We start from the raw sequence: 13,418 nt of genomic DNA on the forward strand, positions 1-13,418 counted from the left end.
TTGTGTTGGCCGGCGGATATGTCGAGCAGTGAAGGGCGTGGTGCGGAGCCTTACTAAATAACAGATACGCCAATAAGATTAACCTTTTTTTACCGGCGTGGTAGTATGTTGATTAACAAGGTAGTTACAAGTTGATAGCATTATGTCTGTGAAAATCTTGATTGCTGACGATCATCCTCTGTTCAGGGCTGCGATGTGCCATGCGTTAGCTAGTGTGGAGCATATCGAACTTGTAGAAACTTCCACGTTCCCCGATACGCTCACTAGTCTTGAAGAAAATGACGACATCGATCTGCTTTTCTTAGATCTCACTATGCCAGGCAATGAAGGGTTAAATGGCCTTGCTGAGGTACATGCGCTCTATCCTGATGTACTTGTTGTTGTTATTACCGCACAAGAAGAGCCTGATGTTATGGCAAAATCGTTTGCGTTAGGCGCAAGCGGTTTTATACCCAAATCAGCTTCGGTCGATTGCATTATTGACGCGGTAAATACGGTGTTAGACGGTGAAACTTGGATCCCGCCTTCAGTTCACAATGCATCAGCTACGATGCCAAATGCCACTGCATCGAATGCGAATGGCCACTCTGGCCAAGATGATTTCACCAACCGATTAAAGCAACTTACCCCTCACCAACTTAAAGTGTTGCGAATGGTATCAGACGGCTTGCTTAACAAGCAGATTGCTTACGAACTGGCCATTTCTGAGTCCACCGTTAAACAGCATGTATCTGCAGTATTGAGAAAGCTTGGTGTTATTAACAGAACCAAGGCTGGTATCGCGTTCAAAAATGCAATGCATTTAAGCTAAACGGAAAGCGATAGTCGTCTTCAAGACTATGATCATATCGATATAGTTTAAGCACTAACACGTATTAGATGCTTTCCACTAGATTAGGGATTTTTACGCGTTCGGTTCATCGTGCTAATTCGATCTCAATCAGCTCATGTGCTAGCGTAAGATTTCAAAGGATTAGTTTACTGGCGTAAAAGGATATTTATGACGCGATTTATTTTACTTTCCCTTCTTCTTAGTTCTTTCAATGCGTTTAGTGCCGTTACAGCATGGACAGATTTCACTCTGGACAACGGTCACGTTTTTCTGCCTGTTACCATAGAAGGCATCGAATCTCGGGTCATGCTGGATTCAGGAGCACAAATAAACAGTATCAATCGCGCGTTTATCGGGAAGCATGATTTAGACCTTGATAAAGGGCGCCCCGTGACCGTTAAAGGGGTGTATGACGTTGAAAGGCGTAACGCTTACAACAATGTAAACGTTGAAATATTCAGTAGTGATTTCGAGCTGGATTCACTTGTCGAATCCAGCTTAGGTCATCACTCTAATGGTATGCTACTGGGGGCAGGTTTTTTCAATAACTTCATTGTTCAATTGGACTATCCCCACAGAAAAATTCGTTTAGTAACGCGTGATTCGATAGATATGGGGGAGGTGGCAAATGTTCGAGCCAACTCTCAACAGGGTAGTGGAATGCCTATCGCGCAAGTAGAAATTAACGGTGTTGCTTTGTGGCTATTAGTCGATACTGGTAACGCCGGTACAATTTTGATTAACCGTCGAGCGGCGTCCAAGGTTGGGTTGCTTGAAAAAGTGGAAGGCGCAAGCACGTCATTTGGTGCCAATAGTTCTGGGGTCAATGAGTTCGCTACGTCTGATGTCGTGAAGTTTGGCCCATTCGAGATTAGTGACGTTAAGGTTAGCTTTCCTGCTGAAGGGCAAAAGACAAACTTAGAAAGCCAGTATGAAAGAACGGGTAGCCGGATAGGTGGAAAGCGGGTAGTAGGCTTAATAGGCTATGATTTGTTGAAAGACTTCGTTGTAACACTTGATTATCGTTACGGGAAACTTCACATCGCGTTACCGCAAAAGTAAAACGTATCTTGATGCAAACCAGCTACCAAAAGAAGACGAAATACCTACTGCCGTACTATAAACGCGATCACGAGTTCTCTATTAAACAAGCGATTGCTTTAGCAGTCGCTTAAGTGCCGCAGGCTTTAAGGGTTTTGGCAGGTAGCTAAATTGTTGCTCCGCCGCTTCCTCTCTTATGTCGTTACTTCTGTTGGCAGTGACTAAAATCTTTAAGGCAAAACGCACGTTATTTTCAGAAAGAATCGCTGCAACGTCAAAACCGGTTTCGCCATAATTTAGGTGATAATCGGCGACGAGCACATCAAAGTGTTCTTGTGAAATACTCGACACTTCTGCTCCGCCCGCTATCAATGTTGTACTCCCTCCCCAATCTCTCAGTAAGGTACACATTGCATTTGCCACTTGCTCGTCATTTTCTACAAGTAGAAAACGGGTGTCTTTTAAAAATGCATTGTTGTTTTTATTCGCTGAGTCTAAAGAGGGCATTTGATGGGAGTGCGAGGAGACAGGGCGAGAACGGCTGTCTAATGCGCTTTTTTGAACGCTTACTGAATTATTTGGCGCACTTGCTGAGTTCTTCGTTAATACCGATTTATTAAAAGGGGAGTCAACATGGTTAGTGTTGCTTTTGTATGCTGTGGGAATCGAGGCTTCGCTTTGAAATGCTCTAGATATAGCCACACTGAAGCAGCTTCCTTTATTTGGCGATGAAGTCAGTCCGACTTCATGACCGAGTAGTCGACATATCTTATCTACAATAGTCAGGCCTAATCCAATTCCTTCGCCTTTGTTGTTGCTCTCTAGCTGGTGGAATTCACTAAATATTTCATGCTGTTGGTGGTCGGCGATACCTAGTCCGGTATCGTAAACACAAAGCTTTATAACCTGCTCGGTATTTGTGACTCTTGTGCGTCTCACGCCCACCAAAATACGGCCTTTTGCGGTATAGCGGACTGCGTTGGACAGCAAGTTTTGAAGCACCCGTCGCAGTAGCACTTTGTCCGAGTACACCATAACTCTGGTCGGTACATACCTGAGCTCAATACCTTTTTGCTTTGCAATGACACTAAATTCCTGCACCAATGAAGACAACATATCACTGACTGGAAATTCAGTCTTTTGAGGGGTAAGTACGCCAGCGTCTAATTTCGTCATATCAAGTAGCATTGAAAGTAAGCTCTGAGCATTGTCCAAAGAATTCACCACGCCTTCAGATAGTGTGGCCAGTTCACTACCTTGCGTCTTTTTGCTGAGCATGCTGGCAAATAATGTTGCGGCGTTGAAAGGTTGCATGAGATCGTGCCCAGCCGCGGCCAGAAATTTGGTTTTGCTCTCGTTAGCTTTGTCAGCGTGTTGTTTGGCTTCTTCTAATTCTGCTGTACGCTGCGCAACCCTTGCCTCCAAGTCTTCTTTTGCACTTTCTAATTCTTTTTGAATTGCTATGTATTCAGTGATATCGCTATAGGTAGTCACGTAGCCGCCACCAGGTAGCGGCGCGCCGTTAAGTTCAATCACTTTTCCGTCAGGCTGTTTGCGAATATGTTTATGACGGGTGCCTTCCAGCATGTAGCTAACGCGCTTTTCGATAGATGAGGGGCTAAACAACCCTCGGTTCGCGTTGTAGCTAAGTATATCGGTAATGGGCATGCCCGCTTTTAGAAATCCTTTAGGGTAGGCAAATAACTCCACGTAACGTTCGTTCCACGCTAGTAGCTGCAGTTTGTCATCAAGCACACTTATGCCTTGCTCAATGTTTTGCACTGACGATTGAAGTACCTCGTGGTTAAACTGAAATGACTGAGAAGCTTCTTCTACCCAGTCAACCAGTTCTGGAAAGCTATCGCTGCCTGTATCTGCGATGGCACCCAGTAATATACGAGCACTAGGTGCTCCTACTTGTGCAGCAAGCAACTTATTTACCCTGTCGATAAGCGCCTGACTGGCATAACCACTGCTAGCGGCGCGATTGACGTCAACTGATAGCTGCTTAACCAGTTGAGAGTGCGTGGCACTTTCGAGCACACGTTCGGTGAGTGCAATTAAGTCCCTCACTTTTACCAGTAAACGAGGTGTGTCGTGATCTGTGAGGAGCGTATCATTTGGCTTCATGCCACGTCTTGATGTAATCAATGCAACCGTAACGAATGTTAGGCAATTAGCCAATAAGGAAAAGGCAAAGCCCAAACCAAGCGCTTGGTCAGTGGGTACTGGGTTGAAATAATAACTCGACAGTAAGCTTGGGTAGAGGAGGAATGCTGCCCAACATGTGAACCCTACCAATAAGGCGCAAATAGCGGCAGCTTTGTTGCTTTTCGGCCAGTAAAGACCAAACATAAGTGCAGGCATGCACTGTGCTAATAATGCTATAGCAATCACCCCGCTTTTAACCAGAGGTGCAGCCTGACTTATATTCAAGTGATACCAGAGCGCAATGCTAAGTACGACCACAACGGTAATACGACGTATAGACAGTATTTTGTTTGGCTGCATTGAACGATTGGGCGAAGTCTTTAGTCGCGCTTTTAGCCAAAGTGGCGTGACAACATTGTTCGAGATCATTATTCCCAGCGCCAAGGTTGCAACAATCACCATGCTGGTGGTTGCAGAAAGACCTCCTATGAAAGCAAATGACGACAGCGCGATATTTTCAGCATATAAAGGTAGGGCAAGCACATACGCATCAGAGCTCGTATCCACTGGCAGCAGCATTTTTCCTGCAAGTGCAATAGGAATAATAAAAAGGGTCATGTCAAATAAATAGAGGGGAAATAGCCACCTTGCTGTTCTAAGCTCCCCCTCACCGTTCTGCTCAACGAAGTTCATATGAAACTGTCGTGGCAAAACGAACATAGAGCAAACGCCCAAAACAACATGTGATACATAAACCCAGGGTGCGCTATCAGCATAAATGACTTCTCGAGCACTGGCATTTGAGGCGGCGTTAGACACCAAATCCAACACACCATCAAACAGATAGAAGCAAACGAAAACACCTACAGCGCACAGGGCAACAAGCTTTATAACCGATTCAAACGCTATAGTAAATAGCAGACCGGGGTGTTTGTCGGTCAAGTTGAGTGTACGGGTACCGAAGATAATGGCAAATAATGCGAGCAAGATAGCTACGTAGATACTTAACCATGGCGTGCTTGTATGCGCGTCGTCAGTCAACAAATTTATTGATTTCGTAATGGCGTCTAACTGCAGGGCGATGTAGGGCACTACACCGAAAAAACACAGTAAAGTGATAAGCGCGGCAATCAAGTGGGAGTGCTGGTATTTAAGTGAGATGAGGTCTGCTAAAGAGCTGATGTTGTGTTGTTGACACAGTCTGCTTATATGAAGCACCACAGGAAACGCAAATGCCATAGTCAGCATAATCCCTAAATAAGTAGGGATAACTGCCCAGCCATATTGTGCTGCTTGAGAGGTAGTGCCGAAAAATGCCCAAGATGTACAATGCACACCCAATCCAAGGCTGTACAATATTGGGTGTTGCCGGTTGTCACGTAAACGCTTATCGCCCCAAAATGCTAAAGCGAAAAGCGCGAGGAGATAACAACCAACAATAGTGCCAACCGTCCAGATACTTAGCATAGATATTCCGTGTAGTTGAACGCATTTATTAGCGCAATTGAAAGCGCGTTTTATTGTTGATTTACATTAACATAGTTTTCACATGCGAGGTATCTTCTGTTGGTACACAAGCAATATTTCGGAGTTAATTATTTGCAATTTGAACGATAAGTGATAGGTTTTTATACAAGGCGACGTCTTTTTGAGCAGTAGGATTTACACATAAGTCGGTCTTAGCCAATCACCGGAATAATAAAAAGGGAATTTAATGAAACAAAATTCAGCAAGCACACGTATTCTGCGAATCTCACTACTAATTTCAACTATAATATCTGCATCTGTTTGGGCTATTCCGAATCAACCTGAATGCGCAGACGAAGATTGTTCAGTTGCTAAGCTGAATACACTTCGAGCTTTGGCGTCCAGAGGTCATGAACAAACCAGCTTCTCCCTTGGCCACATCTTTATGAATCCTGAATCTGGGGTAAAGACAGATTTAGAAAATGCCTATTATTACTTTGATAAGTCTGCCAAACAGGGCTTCCTGCCAGCTTACCGACAAGCAGCGGGGATGGCTGCACAGGGAATTGGTACACAAAAGAATATGGCTGAAGCCAAGCGATTGATGAAATTTGCTGCAGATGAAGGCGTTAATAGAACGGCAGAGGAATATGCTGTTCTCGTCTTTTCTGATAATGAATCTACCGACGAAGAAAAAGCGACTGCGGTTGAATTTTTGGAAGCCGAAGTTGAAGAAGGAATGAGCTACCTCGCTAACTATGTATTAGCCGTTCTTTATATCAATGGAGAGTTTGTGGAAAAGGATATAGTGAAAGCGAAGTCTCTATTAGCATTTCCAGCGTCAGGTAAATACGCCAATTCTGTAGAGCTACTTCAACAATTAAGTGGAGAGAAAGTTATAGCGCAGGATAATGAGAACCCTAAGGCTACTGCTGGTCTCGATAGCAGCATTGAAACTATTACGGTGACTGGAATTAGTATCAATATGGGCGATGTTCACGGGTTGATGCTAAGTGAACTCAGAAAGCACCATGGGCAAACGGGAAGCAGGATAAAAGGGAATGGTTGCAAAAGAGGTGACCCTCAGTGTGTTATCCTAGATAGTGGTTCAATACGAACGCCAACATTTTGGCAAGTTGGTACCACTAGGTAACTAAATTAAAGAAACTCATTAAAGCGTTAGGAAGCCAAACTTAGTATTGAAGTTTGGCTTTTTTTATATTTTTTTAAAATCACCCACAAAAATAATGTGGATACCCTTGATCACCTTAAATCTAGCCCCATAACTAAGCGCAACAGACTTATTCCCAATAATTTTAACGTTATTGGGCAATGCCTAATTAAGAAAAACGTTTGGAGGTAGGCATGAGCGATAATCGCGACGTGCAGGCAGAACAAGAAAATACAGTTGATCAAACTGTACAAAATGCTGAAGAAGCGCAAGTAGAAGCGTCACAAGCAGAAGGCGTAGAGCTTGATGAAAATGCTCAACGCATTTACGAGCTAGAAACGGCACTTTCTGAGGCGCAAGCCACAATCAAAGAGCAGCAAGATGGCGTGCTTCGCGCGCGTGCAGATGCTGACAACGCACGTCGTCGTGCTGAAGGTGAAGTAGAAAAGGCGCGTAAATTTGCCCTTGAACGCTTTGCTGGAGAGTTGCTTCCGGTTATCGATAACCTAGAGCGTGCTATCGAAATGACCGATGGCGACAATGAAGCGGTTAAGCCGCTTCTAGAAGGTGTGGAAATGACCCACAAAACTTTCTTAAGCACTATTGAGAAATTTGGATTAAGCCTTATTGATCCGCAGGGCGAAACCTTCAACCCTGACTTGCATCAGGCAATGTCTATGCAAGAAAGTGCAGACCACGAGCCAAATACGGTGATGGCGGTTATGCAGAAAGGTTATCAAATTAACGGCCGCTTGTTACGCCCTGCCATGGTTATGGTATCGCGTGCGCCAAGTGGTGGTGTGGACACGCAAGCGTAAGTCACGCTTTTTGCGATAAACACACAAAAATGTCAGTTTTTTTACTGACATCTATTGAAAAGGCTGGGGAATAACCCCACTAAAAGTACAGAATTAAGAAACTTTTTCGGAGACACGAAATGGGTAGAATCATTGGTATCGATTTAGGTACAACGAATTCATGTGTCGCAGTTCTAGACGGCGACAAACCTCGCGTAATTGAAAACGCGGAAGGCGATCGTACAACCCCTTCAATCATCGCTTACACAAACGATGGGGAAACATTAGTTGGTCAGTCTGCAAAGCGTCAGGCGGTAACTAACCCGACTAACACATTATTCGCAATTAAGCGTCTAATTGGTCGTCGCTTTCAAGATAAAGAAGTACAGCGTGACATCGACATCATGCCTTTCAAAATTGTAGGTGCTGATAATGGTGATGCGTGGGTAGAAGCGAAAGGCGAGAAAATGGCGCCTCCGCAGATTTCTGCTGAAGTACTTAAGAAAATGAAAAAGACAGCTGAAGATTATCTTGGTGAAGAAGTTACTGGCGCAGTTATCACTGTTCCTGCTTACTTCAACGATTCTCAGCGTCAAGCAACTAAAGACGCGGGTCGCATCGCTGGTCTTGAAGTTAAGCGTATTATCAACGAGCCAACTGCTGCTGCTCTTGCCTACGGCATGGACAAAAAGCAAGGCGACAACGTTGTTGCAGTATACGACTTAGGTGGTGGTACGTTCGATATCTCTATCATCGAAATCGATGAAGTAGACGGCGAACACACGTTTGAAGTACTAGCAACTAATGGTGATACTCACCTTGGTGGTGAAGACTTCGATAACCGTGTTATCAACTACCTAGTTGAAGAGTTTAAGAAAGACCAAGGTATCGACCTTCGTAAAGATCCGCTTGCTATGCAGCGTCTTAAAGAAGCCGGTGAAAAAGCGAAGATTGAGCTTTCTTCTTCTCAACAGACCGAAGTTAACCTGCCATACATCACTGCAGATGCAACAGGTCCTAAGCACTTAGCTATTAAGCTTACTCGTGCAAAACTTGAGTCTTTGGTTGAAGACCTAGTTAAGAATTCACTTGAGCCGCTTAAGAAGGCACTAGCTGATTCAGATCTTTCTGTAGGCGACATCAACGACATCATCCTAGTTGGTGGTCAAACTCGTATGCCGCTAGTACAGAAGTACGTGACTGAATTCTTTGGCAAAGAGCCACGTAAAGACGTAAACCCTGACGAAGCAGTTGCAGTAGGCGCAGCAATTCAAGGTGGCGTACTGTCAGGTGACGTTAAAGACGTACTACTTCTAGACGTTACACCTCTGTCTCTAGGTATCGAGACTATGGGTGGCGTGATGACTGTGCTTATCGAGAAGAACACGACAATTCCAACGAAGAAGTCGCAAACGTTCTCAACTGCTGAAGACAACCAGTCTGCGGTAACAGTACACGTACTACAGGGTGAGCGTAAGCAATCAAGTGGCAACAAGTCTCTTGGTCAGTTCAACCTAGAAGGTATTCGTCCAGCAGCACGCGGTGTACCGCAAATCGAAGTAACATTCGATCTTGATGCTGACGGTATCCTACACGTGTCTGCGAAAGACAAAGACACAGGTAAAGAGCAGAAGATCACTATCAAAGCCTCTTCAGGCCTAAGCGATGAAGAAGTAGAAAAAATGGTAGCTGACGCGGAAGCGAATAAAGAGTCTGATAAGAAGTTTGAAGAGCTGATTCAAGCGCGTAACCAAGCTGACGGTATGGTTCACGCCACACGTAAACAGCTTGAAGAAGTTGGCGATGCACTAAGTGCAGAAGACAAAGCGCCAATCGAAGAAGCACTTTCAGCACTTGAAACTGCAGTTAAAGGCGAAGACAAAGCGGACATCGAAGCGAAAACGCAAGAGCTTATCCAAGCATCTAGCAAGCTGATGGAAGCGGCGCAAGCTCAGCAAGCTGCAGCCGGTGGCGCAGAAGGTGCAGAGCAGCAAGCTTCTTCTGGTAAAGCAGACGATGACGTTGTTGACGCTGAATTCGAAGAAGTGAAAGACGACGACAAGAAGTAAACTGTTGTGTCAGGCCCGTTACATAGCATGTTAGCGGGCCGTGTAAGCAGTTCAGGCGCAGCAGGAATTTCTTGTTGCGCCTTTGTTGTGTAAATGACTTGGCTTTATTGAATGTGTGTTCAGGTTATTTTCACAACAGTCAGATGTAGATTCGATGAGCATAAAATGCTTATCGACAAAAAGTAGGATATGTAAACGATATGTCGAAACGAGACTACTACGAAGTACTCGGGGTAGATAAAAGCGCAGGCGAACGCGAAATTAAAAAGGCGTATAAGAAGCTGGCGATGAAATATCACCCTGACCGTACGCAAGGCGATAAAGGCCTGGAAGATAAATTTAAAGAAATCCAGGAAGCCTACGAAATTCTGTCAGATTCGCAGAAACGTGCAGCATACGACCAATATGGCCACGCGGGAGTAGATCCTAACCGTGGTGGCGGTGGCTTCGGTGGTGGTGCCGATTTCGGCGATATTTTTGGTGATGTATTTGGTGATATCTTCGGCGGTGGCCGAGGAGGTCGTCAATCTCGCGCACGTCAAGGTTCAGACCTCCGCTACAACTTAGAGCTAACGCTTGAAGAAGCGGTTCGTGGCAAGAGCGTAGATATTCGCGTACCAACTTTGGTCGAGTGTGAAGTCTGTGATGGTTCTGGTGCGAAGAAAGGCTCTTCACCTAAGACCTGTCCAACCTGTCACGGCAATGGCCAAGTTCAAATGCGCCAAGGTTTCTTTGCTGTTCAGCAGACTTGCCCTACGTGTTCGGGCAAAGGCAAGATCATTGAAGATCCTTGTAACAGCTGTCATGGCCACGGTCGTAAAGAAAAGACTAAGACCCTTAACGTTAAAATTCCAGCTGGCGTAGATACCGGTGATCGTATTCGTCTATCAGGCGAAGGTGAAGCTGGAGAGAACGGTGCACCTCCAGGTGATTTATACGTTCAGGTCCACGTACGTGAGCACGATATCTTTAAGCGCGATGGCAACAATTTGTACTGTGAAGTACCGTTGAGCTTCACTACGGCAGCCCTTGGCGGCGAGCTAGAAGTGCCAACGCTAGATGGGAAAGTAAAACTGAAAATCAGCCCTGAAACGCAGACTGGCCGAATGTTCCGTCTACGTGGTAAAGGTGTTAAATCAGTGCGAAGCGGTGCCATGGGCGACTTAATGTGTAAGGTTGTGGTCGAAACACCAGTAAACTTATCATCTCGCCAAAAAGAACTACTTCAAGAGCTTGAAGAGTCGATGGGTAAAGCGTCAAGTAAGCATAGCCCGAAAGCGCAAGGCTTCTTTGACGGCGTTAAAAAGTTCTTTGACGACTTAACGAACTAATTGCTTAGTAGTACATACTTCATTTGAAAGCCCTCAGTTGAGGGCTTTTTTATTTTTGAAAGGCACTTAAACGCGCTCTTATGAGTGGCCAATTATCCATGCAGATTGGTATTTGTAATAGAAAGTGCTCACTTTAAGAAGGAAAGGGGGAGTTAGTCTTTTCTTTACTTACTTTTACCGCTAAAAATCTTGCGCATCATCCGACTATTCGTCACGATAACCCAAGTATCGGGACTTTTAGCTTGCAGATCACAAGGCTTAAAAGCCCGTTTGAGACCAATGAATAATATTTACCTAACAAGGGAACAGGCATGAAATTTTCAAGTAAATTGCTACTGAGCGCTGCCACGGCAGGCGCAATCTTATCAGGCTCGGTATTAGCTGCTGACGTGACAGAAGCAACGTCAGAAAAACACGCGGGAGCTGCAACACAATATCGCCAGGCCGTTTTTCAGTTAGTACGCAGTAACATGGGACCGTTAGGTGGCATGGCAAAAGGTGCTCTACCTTTTGACGAAAGCGTTATGGAAACAAATGCCGTACGTCTAGAACAACTTGCTGACATGATGGGCGATTATTTATCAGTTGATACCCGTAAGTTTGACGTTGAAACTGGCGCAAAAGATGAAATTTGGGAAAATTTCTCAGATGTAGAAAAGAAAGTGATGGCACTTAAAACGGCAGCGCAAGGGCTTCAAGCAGCTGTTAAAGCGGGTGATGAAAGCGCGTACAGAGGTGCAATCGGTAAAATTGGTGCAAGTTGTAAATCATGCCATGACGACTATAAGAAGGACTAGCCCAAGCTTGTTTTTCAACACGTGAAAGCGCTCTAATATCGGGTCAGTAAGAATGTACTATTGCATTTTACTGACCCAAAACCTCGATTAGTACTTCGATGTGTTAATTAGTATTTTATAATTAAATCATACAGATAAATTGAGAGTGGCGCTGAAGCGCAGACTCGCAACCTTCCTCAAACAGTAGTGTACTTTTTCGTCCAGGGCTTTGTAGGTAATAAGCATCAGGCATCGCCACACACTTAGCCACCTCAGAAATTGACTTCATTATAGCCTTGTAGAACGTGTCTACGAGAGTACATCGTTAAGACCCATACGCTGTGGTATATTCGTAAGTGCTTAACAACAGATTTTTAATATGGAGATAAGATGCGACCCTCGCTAACGTATGTAGGTACACTGGACGATGTTGTAGAGCGTTTTCCTTGGCAATTCGACGCTGATATAAACTACTTTAATCAATTGCTAGTGAGGAAGGCTATATTAGGAGAGAAGATACTTATCAATGATGGGTATTTACTTAATAATAGTGCGGCAAGGCAAGCTATTCTAAACCCCAGTTGTTCTCCGCTCACGTCACTAATTGAGCAAGGTTTTGTAAGGATCTTATCGCGGAACGCCGATTTAGTCTCCTTACCAGAGAAAATGGCGGATCAAGGTGTTGCCAGTTTCAACGTTTTGAAAAATTCTGCCGAATGGCCAAGTTTGAAGCGAGAATTACGTAAGTGGCAGCCACTGTTAGAAGAAACGGATAATTTTATACCTTGGCCAGAAAAACACATCAGTCATGGCTTTGATCAAATGATCATGCGGTTGGCTGAACGCACACCAGAAGACTTATCAATTGGCAGTGTCAGTCATGACCAGTGGCGACGAGTGTTTGATTTGTATGAACAATCAAATCGATACGACAAAGAGGCTACCCGAACCCGTTGGGAGTCTGCGGTCACTGAGTGCTTAGCTGATAACCATCAAGGGCTCTAGCTATGATGCACCTGGCCTGTGAGGCGTATCACTACAATTTCGGTGTTTGCTTGGGCAGCCAGACGTCTTTGTCGAAACAGCAAATTTTGGTCGAAACACGATTTAGCTCAGCGTTTGCTGATTTATCCAAAGTAGATCAAGAGTTACAAATGCAGCACGTTTCAATACCCGGATTGCGTGTACCGCAAAATATATCAATGAATAGCGGGCCAAAATGGGCGGAACTAGTATCTCCGTTTAGCGATGTCGGCAAACAGTTGAGAGCATACCGTCAAGCTCAAGATGACTATTTTTCTGGGCAAGGTACAGAAGAGTGTTTAACTGCTGAGGCTCGTGCCTATTCGAAGCAGTTGTCATCGTTGTTTGGTGAAAAGCAATCGGAATCTGCAGTTGCGAGGGTCGCTATTGGCGTAGGCTTTTTCGCTGCGGGTCTTATGGCGGCGGGTCCAGAAGTAGCGGCAGTCCTTTGGCTGACAGAAAATTACTTGTATCCGACAATAACGCGTAAATTCAAGTTGCGTGACCGTGAATTTTTTAGCAAGAATACAGCCCTTCCCACGCAAACTGTTTCTAGCGCGCTAAGCTCAGTAGTGTTAGATCCTGTTCAGATAAAAGAGCTCTCAAGTACTATCCCGGATTTCAAATAGTTAATTCGTAATAATAAGAACTTTCCACGGGTTCGAAACGTTTCAATGGGTTTTTGCTGGAAATTTGTACAATTCTTGGCTATGTTAAACACTCAGGCTTGGCGATAATTTTCTTCGACTGAAGGTACGCG

At 44.7% G+C, this 13,418-nt stretch carries 11 protein-coding genes; 9 read left to right on the forward strand and 2 right to left on the reverse strand.

All coding sequences use genetic code 11. From position 1 onward, the window contains the following. Window positions 1-142 precede the first annotated feature (142 nt). Complete coding sequence (locus MASE_RS06585; protein WP_014948967.1) at window positions 143-811, forward strand: response regulator transcription factor; 669 nt, start codon at window positions 143-145, stop codon at window positions 809-811. 189 nt (window positions 812-1,000) lie between these two features. Then, complete coding sequence (locus tag MASE_RS06590; protein WP_014948968.1) at window positions 1,001-1,894, forward strand: aspartyl protease family protein; 894 nt, start codon at window positions 1,001-1,003, stop codon at window positions 1,892-1,894. An 81-nt stretch (window positions 1,895-1,975) separates the two neighbouring features. On the opposite strand, the gene MASE_RS06595 is transcribed toward MASE_RS06590, so the two are convergent. Further along, window positions 1,976-5,491: a hybrid sensor histidine kinase/response regulator gene (locus tag MASE_RS06595; protein WP_014948969.1), complete on the reverse strand. Its 3,516-nt coding sequence runs from the start codon at window positions 5,489-5,491 to the stop codon at window positions 1,976-1,978. Window positions 5,492-5,738: 247 nt separating this feature from the next. Between MASE_RS06595 and MASE_RS06600 the strand changes: the two genes are divergently transcribed. The 5 genes from MASE_RS06600 to MASE_RS06620 all read left to right on the forward strand — a co-directional run bounded on the left by MASE_RS06600 (window position 5,739) and on the right by MASE_RS06620 (window position 11,656). Beyond that, entirely contained in the window at window positions 5,739-6,644 is a 906-nt protein-coding gene (locus tag MASE_RS06600; protein ID WP_014948970.1) for a tetratricopeptide repeat protein, read from the forward strand. 212 nt (window positions 6,645-6,856) lie between these two features. Continuing rightward, window positions 6,857-7,480, forward strand: coding sequence for a nucleotide exchange factor GrpE (gene grpE, locus MASE_RS06605; protein ID WP_014948971.1), 624 nt, complete (start codon window positions 6,857-6,859; stop codon window positions 7,478-7,480). A 119-nt stretch (window positions 7,481-7,599) separates the two neighbouring features. Continuing rightward, window positions 7,600-9,528 (forward strand): molecular chaperone DnaK, encoded by a 1,929-nt coding sequence (gene dnaK / locus MASE_RS06610; protein ID WP_014948972.1) that lies wholly within the window; start codon window positions 7,600-7,602, stop codon window positions 9,526-9,528. A 200-nt stretch (window positions 9,529-9,728) separates the two neighbouring features. Beyond that, the gene (gene dnaJ, locus MASE_RS06615; RefSeq protein ID WP_014948973.1) at window positions 9,729-10,859 is read left to right on the forward strand and encodes a molecular chaperone DnaJ; all 1,131 of its coding nucleotides are present in this window, start codon (window positions 9,729-9,731) and stop codon (window positions 10,857-10,859) included. Between the two features lie 311 nt (window positions 10,860-11,170). After that, on the forward strand, window positions 11,171-11,656 hold the full coding sequence (locus tag MASE_RS06620) for a c-type cytochrome (RefSeq protein ID WP_014948974.1): 486 nt from the start codon (window positions 11,171-11,173) through the stop codon (window positions 11,654-11,656). Window positions 11,657-11,777: 121 nt separating this feature from the next. Here MASE_RS06620 and MASE_RS20045 read toward each other — a convergent pair whose 3' ends face one another. Continuing rightward, window positions 11,778-11,924: a hypothetical protein gene (locus MASE_RS20045; protein WP_187289708.1), complete on the reverse strand. Its 147-nt coding sequence runs from the start codon at window positions 11,922-11,924 to the stop codon at window positions 11,778-11,780. A gap of 101 nt (window positions 11,925-12,025) precedes the next feature. Here MASE_RS20045 and MASE_RS20215 point away from each other — a divergent pair, with 101 nt between their 5' ends. Next, window positions 12,026-12,640: a hypothetical protein gene (locus tag MASE_RS20215; protein ID WP_232362820.1), complete on the forward strand. Its 615-nt coding sequence runs from the start codon at window positions 12,026-12,028 to the stop codon at window positions 12,638-12,640. Window positions 12,641-12,642: 2 nt separating this feature from the next. Next, window positions 12,643-13,287, forward strand: a complete 645-nt coding sequence (locus tag MASE_RS20220) for a hypothetical protein (protein ID WP_232362821.1) — start codon at window positions 12,643-12,645, stop codon at window positions 13,285-13,287. Window positions 13,288-13,418 lie beyond the last annotated feature (131 nt).

It is taken from the genome of Alteromonas macleodii ATCC 27126 (genome assembly GCF_000172635.2).
Classification (GTDB): domain Bacteria; phylum Pseudomonadota; class Gammaproteobacteria; order Enterobacterales; family Alteromonadaceae; genus Alteromonas; species Alteromonas macleodii.